General features: G+C 55.6%; 19 protein-coding genes. 8 read left to right on the top strand and 11 right to left on the bottom strand.

The annotated features are described in order from the left end of the window. Positions 1–13: 13 nt before the first annotated feature. The 6 genes from INF37_RS07040 to INF37_RS07065 all read left to right on the top strand — a co-directional run bounded on the left by INF37_RS07040 (position 14) and on the right by INF37_RS07065 (position 4,032). A complete protein-coding gene (locus INF37_RS07040) occupies positions 14–691 on the top strand; it encodes a Crp/Fnr family transcriptional regulator (RefSeq protein WP_006571826.1) in 678 nt (225 codons plus the stop codon). A gap of 129 nt (positions 692–820) precedes the next feature. Further along, positions 821–1,840: an ABC transporter substrate-binding protein gene (locus tag INF37_RS07045; protein WP_193537340.1), complete on the top strand. Its 1,020-nt coding sequence runs from the start codon at positions 821–823 to the stop codon at positions 1,838–1,840. Next, positions 1,830–2,579, top strand: coding sequence for an ABC transporter permease (locus INF37_RS07050; RefSeq protein ID WP_193537342.1), 750 nt, complete (start codon positions 1,830–1,832; stop codon positions 2,577–2,579). The genes INF37_RS07045 and INF37_RS07050 overlap by 11 nt, the downstream gene beginning before the upstream one ends. Further along, positions 2,573–3,259, top strand: a complete 687-nt coding sequence (locus tag INF37_RS07055; RefSeq protein WP_193537344.1) for an ABC transporter ATP-binding protein — start codon at positions 2,573–2,575, stop codon at positions 3,257–3,259. The genes INF37_RS07050 and INF37_RS07055 overlap by 7 nt, the downstream gene beginning before the upstream one ends. A gap of 78 nt (positions 3,260–3,337) precedes the next feature. After that, positions 3,338–3,667: a cupin domain-containing protein gene (locus tag INF37_RS07060; protein ID WP_193537346.1), complete on the top strand. Its 330-nt coding sequence runs from the start codon at positions 3,338–3,340 to the stop codon at positions 3,665–3,667. Positions 3,668–3,687: 20 nt separating this feature from the next. Then, on the top strand, positions 3,688–4,032 hold the full coding sequence (locus INF37_RS07065) for a cupin domain-containing protein (protein ID WP_193537348.1): 345 nt from the start codon (positions 3,688–3,690) through the stop codon (positions 4,030–4,032). A gap of 245 nt (positions 4,033–4,277) precedes the next feature. Here INF37_RS07065 and INF37_RS07070 read toward each other — a convergent pair whose 3' ends face one another. The 8 genes from INF37_RS07070 to INF37_RS07100 all read right to left on the bottom strand — a co-directional run bounded on the left by INF37_RS07070 (position 4,278) and on the right by INF37_RS07100 (position 11,659). After that, a complete protein-coding gene (locus INF37_RS07070) occupies positions 4,278–6,371 on the bottom strand; it encodes a heavy metal translocating P-type ATPase (RefSeq protein WP_193537349.1) in 2,094 nt (697 codons plus the stop codon). Between the two features lie 52 nt (positions 6,372–6,423). Then, on the bottom strand, positions 6,424–6,696 hold the full coding sequence (locus INF37_RS07075) for a DUF6110 family protein (protein WP_193537351.1): 273 nt from the start codon (positions 6,694–6,696) through the stop codon (positions 6,424–6,426). 18 nt (positions 6,697–6,714) lie between these two features. Then, positions 6,715–6,837 carry a DUF6219 family protein gene (locus INF37_RS15995; protein ID WP_343214270.1) on the bottom strand — a complete coding sequence of 41 codons (123 nt, stop codon included), beginning with the start codon at positions 6,835–6,837 and terminating at the stop codon, positions 6,715–6,717. Positions 6,838–6,864: 27 nt separating this feature from the next. Further along, positions 6,865–7,785 (bottom strand): helix-turn-helix domain-containing protein, encoded by a 921-nt coding sequence (locus tag INF37_RS07080; protein ID WP_193537353.1) that lies wholly within the window; start codon positions 7,783–7,785, stop codon positions 6,865–6,867. Positions 7,786–7,895: 110 nt separating this feature from the next. Continuing rightward, positions 7,896–8,318 (bottom strand): flavodoxin, encoded by a 423-nt coding sequence (locus tag INF37_RS07085; RefSeq protein WP_193537355.1) that lies wholly within the window; start codon positions 8,316–8,318, stop codon positions 7,896–7,898. A gap of 45 nt (positions 8,319–8,363) precedes the next feature. After that, on the bottom strand, positions 8,364–8,915 hold the full coding sequence (locus INF37_RS07090) for a DUF3793 family protein (protein ID WP_193537357.1): 552 nt from the start codon (positions 8,913–8,915) through the stop codon (positions 8,364–8,366). 388 nt (positions 8,916–9,303) lie between these two features. Continuing rightward, the gene (feoB, locus tag INF37_RS07095) at positions 9,304–11,310 is read right to left on the bottom strand and encodes a ferrous iron transport protein B (RefSeq protein WP_193537360.1); all 2,007 of its coding nucleotides are present in this window, start codon (positions 11,308–11,310) and stop codon (positions 9,304–9,306) included. Positions 11,311–11,446: 136 nt separating this feature from the next. Continuing rightward, positions 11,447–11,659, bottom strand: a complete 213-nt coding sequence (locus INF37_RS07100) for a FeoA family protein (RefSeq protein ID WP_071432102.1) — start codon at positions 11,657–11,659, stop codon at positions 11,447–11,449. A 244-nt stretch (positions 11,660–11,903) separates the two neighbouring features. On the opposite strand from INF37_RS07100, the gene INF37_RS07105 reads away from it, so the two are divergent. Then, positions 11,904–12,305 carry a metal-dependent transcriptional regulator gene (locus tag INF37_RS07105; protein WP_193537362.1) on the top strand — a complete coding sequence of 134 codons (402 nt, stop codon included), beginning with the start codon at positions 11,904–11,906 and terminating at the stop codon, positions 12,303–12,305. A 260-nt stretch (positions 12,306–12,565) separates the two neighbouring features. Beyond that, positions 12,566–12,964 carry a metal-dependent transcriptional regulator gene (locus INF37_RS07110; protein WP_193537364.1) on the top strand — a complete coding sequence of 133 codons (399 nt, stop codon included), beginning with the start codon at positions 12,566–12,568 and terminating at the stop codon, positions 12,962–12,964. A gap of 288 nt (positions 12,965–13,252) precedes the next feature. On the opposite strand, the gene INF37_RS07115 is transcribed toward INF37_RS07110, so the two are convergent. The 3 genes from INF37_RS07115 to INF37_RS07125 are packed head-to-tail and all read right to left on the bottom strand — an operon-like array spanning position 13,253 to position 14,381. Beyond that, positions 13,253–13,450 carry a hypothetical protein gene (locus tag INF37_RS07115; protein WP_235964251.1) on the bottom strand — a complete coding sequence of 66 codons (198 nt, stop codon included), beginning with the start codon at positions 13,448–13,450 and terminating at the stop codon, positions 13,253–13,255. Beyond that, the gene (locus INF37_RS07120) at positions 13,443–13,688 is read right to left on the bottom strand and encodes a heavy-metal-associated domain-containing protein (RefSeq protein WP_193537366.1); all 246 of its coding nucleotides are present in this window, start codon (positions 13,686–13,688) and stop codon (positions 13,443–13,445) included. Before INF37_RS07120 ends, INF37_RS07115 begins: the two co-directional genes overlap by 8 nt. Before the next feature lie 6 nt (positions 13,689–13,694). Next, entirely contained in the window at positions 13,695–14,381 is a 687-nt protein-coding gene (locus INF37_RS07125) for a class I SAM-dependent methyltransferase (protein ID WP_193537368.1), read from the bottom strand. Between the last annotated feature and the right edge of the window lie 10 nt (positions 14,382–14,391).

Genomic DNA, 14,391 nt, shown 5'->3' on the forward strand with positions numbered 1-14,391 from the left:
ACGGAGGGGGCTCATGGGTTCGATTTTTGCAGCAATGCGCCGTTGTCAACTATTCGACGGTATTCCGGAAGAAAAATATCAGAATGTTCTTAACTGCCTGCATGGAGAGGTGCGGACAGTTCTGAAGGACACGGTCCTCCTGCGGATCGGCGATTGCCAAAGGCGCCCCGGCGTTGTTATGTCCGGCACCTTGAGGATCTCACTTTACAGTGAGGACGGAAATCTGCTGACCATTGATCGCCTGAGTCGGGGGCGCGTGTTTGGGGAGACATTGGTTTGCTCCATGTCCCAAGACAGCCCCATTCAAATTGATGCCCTTAACGATACAGAGGTGCTCTATCTGGACTTTGACCCTTTATTGCTTCAGCAAGAGAACGGGTGTCCATACCGGATGCGGGTAACCGCCAATTTGTTGCAGGAGATGGGAAGGGGAGCTTTATTTCTCAATCAGAAAATGCGTATTTTGGCGCAGAACCGGCTTCGCAATCGGATCAAGGTCTATCTTCAAGGTTTGCCGGTCGCCCCCAATGGTGAGATACGCTTGGAGATGGGACGTGGTGAGATGGCGGACTATCTGTGTGTAGACCGCAGCGCCCTTTCCCGGGAACTGGGCCGAATGCAGAAAGAGGGAATCCTTACTTATCAGGGACAGGTCATTCAAATTCTGGACAGTGAATTTTTAACCGCGTAGACAGAAAAATCAGGGCTATCCGTTGCCATGGCAACGGACGGTCCTGTTGTTTTATGTAATAATCCTTCCAGTGGTTAGACATTGCTAACCGCTGGAAAGATTATCTTGATTCAGATTGGAGGATCTCAAATGAAACGCACCCTTGCTTCCATCCTGGCTTCTGCCATGATGCTCTTTGCCCTGGCCGGTTGTGCCGGGGGCAATGCGCCTGCGGACGATACCAACCAAAACGACACGGCAGAGGAATCCAGTCAGGCCGCCGAACCGATTACCATTTCTGTAGGCGTACCCACCGCCCCGCCTGCTCTGCCGGTTCTTCACATGATGGAGGAGCAGCTGCTGGGGGAGAATGTGACCATTGACCTGAATGTGTGGAATGCCCCGGAAGAACTTCTGGCTATGGTCCAGGGCGGAGAACATGACCTGTACGCATTTCCCCTGACCGTGATATCCACCCTCTATAATAAGGGACTAGATGTACGTCTGATGAATGTGAACACCTGGGGTGTTACATACTTCATGACCACCGATCCGAATTTCACGACCTGGAGCGATTTGGAGGGTAAGACGGTATATATCCCGCTTCAGTCCTCTCCTCCGGATGCGCTCACCCAGTATTTTATGAGTGAGGCCGGCTTGACGGTGGGTGAAAATGTCCAGGTGGTCTACGCCAGTACCGCAGAGGTAGCCGCCCTTTTGGCCTCTGGGGAGGCGGAATACGCCACTTTGATCGAGCCCCAGGTTACTTCCGCCATGGCACAGAATGAGAATGTGCGCCGGGCACTCAGCTTTGAAACCGAGTGGCAGCGCTCCACCGGCACGGATACTATGATCCCTAACGCAGGCTTCGGCACCACCCAGACTTTCCTGGATGAGAACCCTGAGCTGGCCGCCCAGTTCCAGGCTGCCTATGAGGAGAGCGTGCAGTGGGTGCTGGATCACCCGGCTGAGGCTGCTGCGCTGGCTGAGGAGTATCTGGGCATGAAAGCCGCAATTGTGGAGGCAGCGATTCCCAATATGGGCTTGACTTTTAAGAGTGCCCAGGACGCCAAAGAGGAACTGGATACCTTCTATAACCTTCTTTACAACTTTGAGCCCTCTATGATCGGTGGAAAGCTGCCCGATGAGGGGCTGTTCTATGCAGGGTAAGGCGGGACTGTGGTTCCGCCGTGCCTTGGGAGTGTGCCTGCTGCTGGGAGCCTGGCAGCTGGCATCTCTCTTTTTCCCGCCGCTGGTGGTGCCCCCCATTGCCCAGGTCCTTTCTACATTGGTTCGGCTGATGACGCAGTCGGATTTCGGAGCCACCATAGGAACAACGATCCTGAGGCTGATTGCCGGATTGGCCATCGGTGTGGGCGTTGGCGCTGTTCTGGGACTGTTGTTTGGCCTGTGTCCCAAGATAGAGGACGTGGGAACCCCACTGATCCATGTACTCCAAGCCATTCCGCCCGTATGTTGGGTGGTTCTGGCACTGGTGTGGTTCGGATTTAACGGAAAGCCCTGCGTCTTCATTGTAGCCACAGCCACAGTTCCAACTGTGGTGATCAACCTTAGTCACGGCGTCCGCAGCGTAGATCCACGGCTGTTGGAGATGGCGCGCCTTTACCAATTTTCCCGCTGGAAGACGCTGCGCCATGTAACCCTTCCTTCTATCCGCCCCTATTTCCGCTCAGCGCTGGAAATCGTGATCGGAGGCGGATGGAAGCTGGCAGTTATGGGAGAGGTTCTTACTACAAACAGCGGAATCGGAGGAGCCATCACCACGGCCCGGCTCAACATCGAGCCCGATGCCATCATTGCCTGGTCGCTGCTGCTGGTATTGGGTTGCTATCTCACACAGAGATTGCTGAGGATGGCTTTTTGTGGGAAAGAAGGTGTGACATGCTGAAACTGAGCGGGATCACCAAGTCCTATGACGGATTACCTGTCCTGTCTGATTTGTCTTTGACCCTTTCTCCGGGGGAGATCGTGGCCCTGATCGGTCCCTCCGGCTGCGGAAAGACCACGCTTCTTAACCTGATTTCAGGTCTGGCAACACCTGACACGGGTACCATCGAGGGAACCGATACTCGGCTGAGCTATATGTTTCAAAGTCCCCGCCTTCTGCCGTGGCGAACGGTGGAAGAAAACATCCGTCTGGTTCGTGAGGATGCCGAGCCGGAGGCTGTGCGTACCCTCATTTCGGATGTAGGGCTGAAAGGCTTTGAGGGGTACTATCCTACGCAGCTCTCCGGGGGCATGGCCCGTCGCTGTGCGCTGGCACGGGCCTTCCATTTCGGCGGAGAGTTCTTCCTGATGGATGAGCCCTTTCAGGGGCTGGACTACGGCATTCGCATGGAGATGGTGAATATGCTTCTGGAGATCTGGAAGATCAAAAAGCCAGGCGTTCTGTTTGTCACCCACGAAATTGATGAGGCGTTGACCGTGGCCACCCGGATTGCTGTCCTGACACCCAGGCCAACCACCATTCAAACATGGATCACCCTGCCTGGCCGGGAAGGCCGGGATGCCTCGGCACCGGAACTGACGGAGATCCGGCGGGAAATTATTGGTCGCATCACAGCCTGATCGTTGTTGCTGTGGCAATGGAATGATCCCGTTTCCTGGGGTATCATAAGGATAAAACGACCCATGGAGGTATGAGCAATGGACTTTTTACGCAACCTGCCCACACAGCAGCCCCAGCAGCTCACCCAGCTGATTCAGATTCAACCTGGCCGCGTGGTCAGTATGGCCATGAGCCGGCAGGAACACTGCCAAATGACTCTTTTGGCCTTCGGCGACGGGGAGAGTATCAGTGAGGAATGCTATTTTGGCGATACCCTCTACTACATTCTGGAGGGGGCGCTTGATGTCTCTGCGGGGGAGGACAGCCGCTGTCTTCAAACGGGCGATTGCCTGGCTGTTCCCGCCCATACTCCCCACGCAGTAGTTGCTCCGGATGGCTGCAAGCTGCTGCAGATCACGCTTTCATAATGATTTAGGAGGAATAACTCATGGAAACCCTGATTAAGAATGTCCCTCATGCGCAGCCCTTTACCTTGAAGGGGCAAGTGGAATATGAAGCGGGTAAGGTTGTCAGCCTGACCCTGGCCCAACAGCCCGGTGCGGGGATCACCCTGTTTGCCTTTGATGCGGGTGAGGCCATCAGCACCCACGCCGCTCCCGGAGACGCTATGGCGACCATTTTGGAAGGAACGGCACAAATTACCATTGACGGTGTTCCCCACACCCTGAACGCAGGAGAAGCCATTATCATGCCTGCCGGCATCCCTCACGCGGTACAGGCGGTGACAGCGTTCAAGATGTACCTGGTGGTCGTGAAGATCCCGTCCTGCTGACAGAATAAGAACGGATTCTATAGAAGCGTTTTGACATTTGTAAAGCCAGTTTTTTATTCCAGTCCTGTCAGCAATTCGGCACACCCAGCATATCCAGCTCTGTGGGATCATGCGTGACAAGCAGCACGGTTTTTTCCATGCACAGGCGTTGGGTATATAGAGGCATGTATCAGGAAAATAATTACCCATTTAGAAAGAAGTAAAATAAGGAGAGGCGATCTCTGTAGATTGCCTCTCCTTATTCGTCATGGTGTATTCTTTTTGCTAAGTGGTAATGCATTCATACTCCGTAAGCTGACGCCCAGGGTGGAAAGATTGTGCAGCGTGGCGGAGGTGGCTGGCGGCAGGACTCCGGCTACGCCCAGAGCGATCAGGGCGCCATTGAAGCCGATAACAAAGCGATAGTTGGAGTGGATGCGCGCCATCAGCGCCATGGCGATCCGACGCAGCTCTACAAGCTCCCAGAGGCTGTCGGCGGCAATGGTGATGTCCGCGATCTCCCGGGCGATGGCGGCGCCGTCGCTGATGGCAATGCCTGCATCCGCCTCGGACAAGGCCGGTGAGTCGTTGATGCCGTCGCCCACCATCAGGACGGTATGCCCCTCCCGGCGTAGCCGTGCCACATACTCCGCCTTGTCCGCCGGCAGGACTCCGGCGCGGAAGTCATCCACTCCCACCTGTGCGGCGATGGCTGCGGCGGTGCGGTAACTATCGCCGGTGAGCATGACGGTACTGGTGACTCCCAGAGCACGGAGGGTGGACAGGACTTCCTTCGCCTCCTCCCGCAGCGGGTCGGAGATGCAGATCACAGCGGCCAGCTGTCCCCCCACCGCCAGATACAGGTGGGAATACTCCGGCGGCAGCGCATCAAAGCGTTCCTGCTCGCCCTCTGGAATGACGCAGCCCTCATCCTCAAAGATAAAGTGCGCGCTGCCGATGAGGACTCGCTCCTCATCGACGGTGCTTGCGATGCCGTGAGCCACCAGATACTCCACCTTGGAGTGGTACTCCTCGTGGCGCAGGCCCCGGCGCTTGGCCTCCTCCACCACGGCGTTGGCCATGGAATGGGGGAAGTGCTCCTCCAGACAGGCAGCCAGCCGCAGCATTTCGGATTCCTCTTTGCCACCGAAGGACACCACCTGAGCCACCCGGGGGCAGGCGTGGGTCAGGGTGCCGGTCTTGTCGAAAACGATGGTGTCGGCGGCAGCCACCGCCTCCAGGAACTTGCCGCCCTTGACGGTGATATGGGCCCGTCCCGCCTCCCGCATGGCAGAGAGGACGGCCAGAGGCATGGCCAGTTTCAGGGCGCAGGAGAAGTCCACCATCAGCACCGACAAAGCCCGTGCCACATTGCGGGTAAGAGCAAAACTCAGCAGGCTCCCTACAAAGGTATAGGGCACCAGCTTGTCCGCCAGATTGGCAGCCTTGCTCTCAGCCTCCGACTTCATCTGCTCCGACTGCTCGATCATGTGAACGATCTGGTCATAGCGGCTCTGACCGGAGGCCTGCTTCACCTCCAGCACACACTCGCCCTCCTCCACCACGGTGCCGGCATAGACTGCGCCTCCGGGTCGCTTGGGCACCGGGATGGACTCACCGGTGAGGGACGCCTGATTGACGGTGACCTCCCCCTCCAGCACCAGGCCGTCCACGGGGACGATGCCGCCGGCACGAACCACCACGGCGTCCCCCGGCTGGATCTGGGACACGGGGACCAGCACTTCGCCCTGGGCTGTGCGCAGCCAGACCCGGTCCACATTCAGCGACATGCACCGGGCCAGATCCGCCACAGATTTCTTTCTTGTCCACTCCTCCAGCAGTTCGCCCACCTCCAGCAGGAACATGACCATTCCGGCGGTTCCAAAGTCCCTTCTGCAGGCGGAAATGGAAATAGACAGGGCATCCAGCAGTTCCACCTTGATGCGGCGGCGCAGCAGGCAGCGCAGTCCCCGCCGTACAAAGGGGATCATGTGCCAGAGTATGCGGGCAATCCGCAATGGAGGTGGGAGAAACAGGGTACAGGCAGCTTTGCACACTACCTTAGTTACCAGTTTCTCCTCGAATTCCCGGTTCAGCGCCCGGCTGCTGTGGGCGGGCAGCGCGGTGGTCTGCTCCGCCTCCTGCCAGGAAAAATGCCGAATCTCATTCAGCACGGTTTGGCGAGTCCCATCGTAGTACAGGATGACGCAGCAGGTGCGCTCGTGGACGGTGACCTGCCGGCACCAGGACTTTCCCTGAATCCATGCCTCCAGCAGATCCGCCTGAGCGAGTGTCATCTGTTTTTGCCGCAGCCGGAACCGGATGCGCCCCCGGCTCTCGTGCAATATGGTTGCGTTCATAGGTTCCTCCTTCACGAAAAGAGGGAGCCGCTGGCGGCTCCCTCTGGGTCAATCAGGCTTCTTCGCTCTCCAGATTGGCAGCGGCGGCTTCCTCCGCTTCCTTTGCAGTCCGGTCGTCGTTCAGCTCCTTGGCGGATGCCAGAATGTCCGCAGCGTTCTCCTGCACTGTAGTCACGGTTCCCATGACCGAGTCCTTCATCCGCAGGCCGGCGGCCGTGACATGGACATAGGCCTTTTTGGCGTCCTTGCTGGACAGCAGCTTGATGCCAAAAGAGCCAAATAACGCACCGCCCGCAAAGCAGGCCAGTTTCGTATAAACACTCATTGCAATACTTCCTTTCCCTTATTTCCGCTTGTAGCCGGTGACCATGACCATAATCATGCAAATCACAGCGCCCCAGGCCCAAAAACGATGCTGTTTCATCGCTCTCACTCCTTTGATCACTTTGGAATGTCTGGTTATTATAGCAGGAAATGTGGGAGCTTGTCGCTGTCAAAACGGACGCAGAGTTGCGGTTTCCGACATTTTTCTGTACTGGCCGGGAGTCATGCCATACTCCCGCTTGAACGCTGCGTTGAACTGGCTCATACCCTCATACCCCACAGACTGCGCAATTTGCTGAATGGACATTCGGGTGGTGCAGATCAGCTCCTGTGCTCGCCGGAGGCGCTGCTGGATCAAATACGTGTGGATCGGTACGCCGTAGGCGCGGCGAAAACCTTCTTTCAAGAAGGTCGGGGAAACGGAAAACTGTTTGCAGAGGAGCGCAATGGTGAGCTTATCAGACAGATGCGTCTGTATGTATGCCTTGACTTCCAACAGGCTGTGGGATACTGGGCAGCCTGAGCCGGAGAGAGATTCATCCGATTCAGATACCTCGGTGCAGAGCAGATACAGCAGTTCCACCGACTTGAAAACACAGTAGCGTTCCTGCTCCTGCTCTGACAGACGACGAACGGTTTCAAAAAAAGCCTGTGTCCAAGGTGTGCCGTGCAGGGCCGTGCAGCCGTTTCTTGCTGTCATCTTTTTCTTGACGATCCTGGTGTCCAGCTTCATCCCCAGAGTGGAGCAGACCGTCACAAGGCTTTCCTTTGCGGCTTTAGCGTCCACGGCGATCAAAACACCGCTCAGATTTCCGCTATACTGACACGAGCGGAGAGCGGAGCTGTCGGAGAGGAGGAAAATGGCCGGAGCCTCCACCGTGTAGGAAGTCCCCTGTAATGGCCGGACGGCAAGGCGGCCAGTCATGCAGAACAGCACCTCAAACTGGAGCGGTGTGCCGCACACCGGGACAGACCGCAGAGGTTCCTGCTCCGGCTCCGGCAGGGAAAACCGGCAGATCTGCACCCCTGGCATACTGCTGCTCCAACGGCCTGTGCCGGAGTCCTGGCTCGATAAATATTCTTTCAGCATGATTTCTCACGACCTGTTTCTCTGGGTTCGGAAATGGTTTTGCCTATGCTGACTGGGGATACAGGCAGAAGGCAGGAGACGAGCGCCTCCTGCCTTCTGCGGTGTTTTTGTCAGGCCAGCGACGCGCCCAGTTCGCGGCAAGCCGCCAGAGCGTCATCGTCCGGAGCTTCGTTGCAGATCACGCTGTCACAGGCCAGATTGGCGCCGTCGTCGTTGCAGCGGGACTCCCAGCTGCGCATCCATTCGCCATCGCCCCAGCCGTAGGAGCCGAACAGGGCGATATCCTTCCCGCTCAGCCTGCCCTCACAGGCGGTGAACATGGGCTCGAACTCGCTCTCCTCCAGCTGCTCCGACCCCATGGAGGGGCAGCCGAAAGCGATGGCGGAATACTCGCTGACCTGCTCCGGGGAGAACTCTGCGGCGGTGATCACAGATACCTCGGCACCCTTGCCCTTGGCTCCTTCGGCCACCGCCATGGCCATGGCCTCGGTGTTTCCCGTGCCGCTCCAATACACAACTGCAACTTTACTCATAAGACTTTAGCGACCTTTCTTTCTGGATTTGTTATGGTAGAAACATCAACCAGCCACGGTGAGCTGCCCGATGGATTTCCCTTGCTGCCACTGCCGGGAGTAGATTTTGCTGCACATCTCGTATTTCTCAAAGAGGTTTCTGGCGGTCTGTTCGTCGCCGTAGACCTTCCAGCAGCCCACGCATTTGTGATTGCACGCCCGATTGCAAATAAAGCCCAGGACATCCTCAGGGGGATAGCTCAAAAACAGGCCGATCTCATGGGGAAATTCCCCTTCGCTCCGGAGCCGGTGGATCAGGTGAACCACGCAGCCATTGGGGTTTTCCGGCACATAGCCGCATTTGAGAAGCAAGGCTCTGGCGCGGTAATCGGTCAGATCGCTCTCCAGTGCATTGGGCCGGTAGGCGTAGATCAAAGCGCGGCCTTTGCGAACCCGGAGCGGCAGAACGCGGATGCCCTTGGGCACCAGTTTCTTGTTCAGCCGGCACAAGTCTCGCGTCAGATCCTTCCGGCTGGGGCAGGCGCAGGAAAAGAGGTTTCCCGTCTTGATCCCGGCCAGGGTGGGAGAGCAGTGACGAATCAGCAGATCCTCTGACATAACACGCCTCCTTGTATGGTATGTCGCTTCCAAAGTAGGAAGTTAGCAAACGCTAACCTATATTCAAAAAATAATCGGGATTTCTCCCGGCAGTTAGCAATAGCTAACCCGTATTCTGATTTTAATATATCACATCGTGTTTGTCAATAGGAAAGTTCATGGATACATGAAATGATCAGCGAGGGCCATCCAAACGGAAGGCCCCCGCATCTTTTCTATTTCTCATGGGTACTGCAGCAGCAGTGATGCTGGTCTGCCTTTTTGGAACTGCAAGAGCATCCATCCGGGCAGCCGATACACTTCTTGCCGCTCTTTTTTGCCTTATAGACATAGAACGCGGCGGCTGCGATAATTACCACAAGAATGCCAATTACGATATAGTCGATCATCAGGCTCTCGCTCCATTCAGCGCATACTCCTGCTTCAGATCCTTATCCGCCTTCAGGCACAGCCACACCAGAACTGCGGCGAACACAATTACAGCGATAAGACCGGGGACAAAGCCGGCGCCAATGGAACCGGTGGTGATCAGGGTGCCGATCTGGTAGACCAGGAAGCCCACTGTATAGCCAGTACCCAGCTGGAGGCCGATGCCGCCCCACAGCCACTTGGCGCTCTTGATCTCAGAGTGCATGGCGCCGATGGCGGCGAAGCAGGGAGGTGTGTACAGGTTGAACATTAAGTAGGCCAAAGCCGCCACCTTGGTGATGGCGATGACGCCCGCCACCTCGGCGCCAGCGCCCTCCATCATCTCCAGGGCATCGGTGTCGATGAAGTTCTCAAGGCCCGCAAAGCAGACGGCCAGCGTGCCCACCACATTTTCCTTAGCAATGAAACCGGTGACGGCAGCGGCGGCCAGCTGCCAACTGAGAACGCCCACAATGGGCACCAGCAGATAGGCAAAGGGATGGGCGATGGAGGCCAGAATGGAGCTGTCGGCGGTCTCCGCCACCTGGAAGCTCCAGTTGAAGGTCTGCATGATCTGCACGGCGGTGTTGCACAGCAGAATAATGGTGGCGGCCTTCACGATGTAGGCCCAGCCACGGGCACACATGGCCTTGAAGGCGAACCAGAGAGAAGGTACCTTATACTCAGGCAGCTCGATGATAAAGAAGGACTTGCGGTTCTTGTAGCCGGCGATCTTGTTGACCAGCAGGGCGCCCAGGAAAATAAGCACGATGCCGGTGAAGTACATGAGGAAGCTTACCCAGCCGGCATCGTCAAAGAAAGCACCGGCAAACAGGGCGATGACGGGGATCTTGGCGCCACAGGGCATGAAGGGGGTCAGCATGGCGGTGGCCCGGCGCTCCCGCTCGTTGCGGATGGTGCGGCTGGCCATGACGCCGGGGATGGCACAGCCGGTGCCGATGACGAAGGGGATTACGGACTTACCGGACAGGCCAACCTTTTTGAAGATGGGGTCCAGCACTACGGACACGCGGGACATATAGCCGCAGTCCTCCAGCAGGGCGATGAGGAAATACATGATCATCACCAGGGGCAGGAAACCAACCACGGCGCCCACGCCGCCGATGATGCCGTCGGCCAGCAGCGCGGTCAGCAGAGGATTGGCGTCAGCCAGCAGCACCTCGCCGACGTAGCCCTGGAAGGTCTCGATCCAGGCCACCAGCGTGTCCGCAATCAGCGGACCCACCCAGACCTGCGAGATCTGAAACACCAGGAACATGACCACGGCAAAGATGGGAATGCCCAGGAACTTGTTGGTCAGCACGGCGTCAATGGCGTCCCCCGTGCCCTTGTCCTTGGTGAGGACCTTCCGCTTCTCCACCTGGGAGACCAGGGAATTGACAAACGCGAAACGCTTACGGTCGGCTTCCTCCACAACCTTCTTGTCAGTCAGATCAATGTCGCCCTGGACATAAGGAGCTCTTTGGATTTTACCGCTTTGTGCAACAGCGGCATCCACTACGGCCTTCAGCCCTTCCGCGGCGGTGGAGACGGTCTCTACCACGGGACAGCCCAGTTTGGCGGAGAGAGACGCTACATCAATGACGGTCTGCTTTTTTGCATTGATATCGCTCTTGTTCAGGGCGACCACCACGGGGATGCCCAATTCCAGCAGCTGAGTCGTGAAGAACAGGCTGCGGCTCAGGTTGGTGGCATCCACAATGTTGATGATGGCATCGGGGTGTTCATGCTTTACATAGGAACTGGTGATGCTTTCCTCCGATGTGAACGGGGACATGGAGTAGGCGCCGGGCAGATCCACGGCGATCAGATCTTCCGTCCCACTGCAGTAGGCTTTCTTAATGGGGTGCTCCTTCTTTTCAACCGTCACTCCGGCCCAGTTGCCCACCTTCTCATTTCGCCCGGTGAGGGCGTTGTACATGGTGGTTTTGCCGGAGTTCGGGTTGCCAGTCAAGGCAATACGCATGACATTTCCTCCTTCTCTATGTGTGCGATGTACTTTATTCACAACTCAGCGGTTGCCCTACGCTAACCGTTGGGCAGAATAAACATGAATGAATACCTTATATATGGGGCTCCGGGGCGCACTAAGTCTCCAGATCTTATATCTCAACGGCTGAGGCCAGCTGGTTATCAATATTGTAGCGGCCATCCTTGATGGAAACCACGCAGCCGCCTTTGAGGTGTGACACCACGGTCACCGGCTCTCCCACATAGCAACCCAAAGAAAAAAGGAACGCATTCAGCTCCTCATCGTCCGTATTGATTTGCTTGATGATATATTCCTGACCGTCCAGAGCATCCAACAATGTCATATCCATCACCTTTTCAGAGTTGATTCAATCATTTTTCCACAGTCTGGTTAGCGATAGAAAACCAGACCGCGAAAAAATTAGGTTAGCAACATCTAACCCTCTGCTATAATATACCATGCCTAATCAATTGTCAAGCGGGAACCTATGTTCAGCAAAGAAAATCTCCGTTTCCGATAAACAGGCTGGTTCATTTTTCCGGACTGTGCTATAATAATCAAAATGCTTTATCCAATGGAGGTCTTGTATGGCAATCCATGAATCTGGTCAGATGTATTTGGAGACCATTTATATTTTAAGGCAAACAAAATCCTTTGTGCGGGCCATTGACGTGGGAGAACAGATGGGCTATACCAAGCCCAGCGTCAGCCGTGCATTGTCCATTCTAAAAAAAGACGGCTATGTGGAGGTGGACGGAGAGGGAGCGATCACCCTGACGCCAAAAGGTCTCGCCATTGCTGAGACCATGTACACCCGGCACACAGTACTGACAGAAATGCTCAAGGGTCTTGGCGTGGATGAAAAAACAGCCGCAGAGGATGCCTGCAGGATCGAGCATGTGATCAGCGAAAAATCCTTCGCCGCCATGCAGGCTCACCTGAATCAGACAAAAATATCTGATGTAGAGTCCTCAGGAGCACAGGACTGATCTTCAGAAAGCTACACCGCTGACAGGAAATCCGAATGCTCAGGGTACAGACCGCTACCTGCTGAGAGGACAAGGGGTTGCGGACGGGATACACACATTGACAACAGTATCGGTGTATGTTAGAATCCAAGTGGTTAGCAAAAGCTAACCACTTGGATTCTTTTGCTTTATTGAATTCAGACAATAGCCTTCCCATGAAAAGAAGGTCTGGACTTGGCTCAAAACCATAGTGGTTGCCGGATGGACAAGGAGTGATGGGATTGGAAGTGCGTGCGTCAGCGGAAGATTATCTGGAAGCGATCCTACTCCTTCAGAGGAGAATGGGGGTGGTACGGTCTGTGGATGTAGCACAGCATCTGGAGGTATCGAAGCCAAGTGTATGCCACGCGGTTGCCTCTCTGCGTGCGAAAGGATTTCTGCGAATGGACGAGCGTCGTTTCCTGATCTTGACCGAAGCGGGCCGTTCTGTCGCCGAAATCACACTGGAAAAGCACCAATTCTTCTCTGCGATGCTGATGGAGGCCGGTGTTGACCCGAAGACCGCAGAAAAGGAAGCCTGTCGCATTGAACACGCAATCAGCACGGAATCCTTTGAGAGATTAAAGCGACTCAAAAAAGAATATACCAACCATTCGGCTGGAGGAACCTGTGCCGATTGAATTGTGGAAAGAGCTGCTTGCCCACCTGCGTTGAAATGACATTCGGTGCCGATCATGCTTTTATCAGGAGTCTATTAAGAACAGATTGATCAAAGGCGGCTTTTTAGCTTTGCGTGGTGCCGCTGGAGTTACTGGAATGATAATGGCAGCAGTGCAACATCCGGCAAGCGTGTGGGTAACGCCACCGGGAAGGATGATAAGCAACATATAAAGCGGTGGATGCAACAGCGCATCCACCGCTTATTTTGATAGGGATAAGTTCACAACTAAGCAATTCTGTGACATAAATCAAAACTTTTGCGATAGATCGCCCTTATGTGTCTGCTGGCTTTTCAAAACCTTTCGGGCGGCTTTTTTGATATTATGGCACACGCCAAGAATAGCGATGCAAAACAGCAGAGCCGCTAATCCATATCCAAACGACTGCATTGCCGCGTTCATGTTCACACCTCTTTTCTGACCGCTGCCGTCAAGAAACTCATCCAAATAATCCTCTTTTTTTGTACGGCTCCTTCTGGATCGCTCCGACCTCATATCCCGTGCTGCGAATGGCATTCATAAGAGTCGCCGTGTCCAACTCTGTTTCAGAGAGAATCACAGTCTGGTTTTTGCTGCGGGAAGAATTCACCTTTTTGACCGGGAAGGCTTTGCGTATGGCGTCATTGACATGAGCCTCGCACATCCCGCACATCATTCCATTGACTTCCACTGTGTACTTCCACATAATTTCTCATTCCTCCTTGGCTTTTGTATGATCGAGCTGCGCGGACCGGACGGTGGTCTGCCATGCCGCAGTCCGTTCATCCGGGATCTTCCTGGCCATCAGACAGCACAGCGGCGCCAACGAACTTCCGAGAAGCGGATGGCGAACGATGGAATATCTCCGCTCGGACAGGTATGCCATCAGCTCCCCGGCAGTCCAGACGTGGTACACCCGAAAGCCTGACAGCCCCATGAACCAGAGCCGGAGTCTGGCGCTTCGACTTTTGCCCCAGACAAAGGTTGGGGCGAACAGCCATCCCCCTGGCTTCAGAACCCGCCAGGCTTCCGCCAGAGCTTTTTCCGGGTGAGGCATGACATGGAGGGCGTTGGAGATCACGACTGCGTCGAAGCTCTCCGGACCGTAGGGCAGCTGGGTAGCGTCCTGGACGGAGAAATGGAGCCGGGACGAGTGCACCTGCTTTTTGGCCTGACGGATCATTTCAGCTGAAAAGTCGGTTGCCTCCCAGCTCCGGACACATGGAGACAGCGGCACGGACAGCTGGCCTGTTCCGCAGGCCAACTCCAGCACATCCATGTCCCGTTTCAGAAAAGGGCGCATTGCTTTGCATATCTGCTGATAGGTTGCCTGGGAGCGGCGCATGAAACCGGCGTAATGCCGTGAAAACCGCTCCCAAAACTGCTTGTTGTCATCCATACAATATGGT

This window comes from Pseudoflavonifractor gallinarum (assembly GCF_014982855.1).
GTDB lineage: Bacteria > Bacillota > Clostridia > Oscillospirales > Oscillospiraceae > Pseudoflavonifractor_A > Pseudoflavonifractor_A gallinarum.

Coding starts and splice junctions, on each gene's coding strand:
- INF37_RS07090 (WP_193537357.1), bottom strand. CDS start 8,915: ATGTCAGAGGATCTGCTGATTCGTCACTGCTCTCCCACCCTGGCCGGG.
- INF37_RS07045 (WP_193537340.1), top strand. CDS start 821: ATGAAACGCACCCTTGCTTCCATCCTGGCTTCTGCCATGATGCTCTTT.
- INF37_RS07120 (WP_193537366.1), bottom strand. CDS start 13,688: ATGTGGAAGTACACAGTGGAAGTCAATGGAATGATGTGCGGGATGTGC.
- INF37_RS07125 (WP_193537368.1), bottom strand. CDS start 14,381: ATGGATGACAACAAGCAGTTTTGGGAGCGGTTTTCACGGCATTACGCC.
- INF37_RS07055 (WP_193537344.1), top strand. CDS start 2,573: ATGCTGAAACTGAGCGGGATCACCAAGTCCTATGACGGATTACCTGTC.
- INF37_RS07050 (WP_193537342.1), top strand. CDS start 1,830: ATGCAGGGTAAGGCGGGACTGTGGTTCCGCCGTGCCTTGGGAGTGTGC.
- INF37_RS07065 (WP_193537348.1), top strand. CDS start 3,688: ATGGAAACCCTGATTAAGAATGTCCCTCATGCGCAGCCCTTTACCTTG.
- INF37_RS07075 (WP_193537351.1), bottom strand. CDS start 6,696: ATGAGTGTTTATACGAAACTGGCCTGCTTTGCGGGCGGTGCGTTATTT.
- INF37_RS07060 (WP_193537346.1), top strand. CDS start 3,338: ATGGACTTTTTACGCAACCTGCCCACACAGCAGCCCCAGCAGCTCACC.
- INF37_RS07070 (WP_193537349.1), bottom strand. CDS start 6,371: ATGAACGCAACCATATTGCACGAGAGCCGGGGGCGCATCCGGTTCCGG.
- INF37_RS07080 (WP_193537353.1), bottom strand. CDS start 7,785: ATGCTGAAAGAATATTTATCGAGCCAGGACTCCGGCACAGGCCGTTGG.
- feoB (WP_193537360.1), bottom strand. CDS start 11,310: ATGCGTATTGCCTTGACTGGCAACCCGAACTCCGGCAAAACCACCATG.
- INF37_RS07105 (WP_193537362.1), top strand. CDS start 11,904: ATGGCAATCCATGAATCTGGTCAGATGTATTTGGAGACCATTTATATT.
- INF37_RS07100 (WP_071432102.1), bottom strand. CDS start 11,659: ATGACATTGTTGGATGCTCTGGACGGTCAGGAATATATCATCAAGCAA.
- INF37_RS07040 (WP_006571826.1), top strand. CDS start 14: ATGGGTTCGATTTTTGCAGCAATGCGCCGTTGTCAACTATTCGACGGT.
- INF37_RS07085 (WP_193537355.1), bottom strand. CDS start 8,318: ATGAGTAAAGTTGCAGTTGTGTATTGGAGCGGCACGGGAAACACCGAG.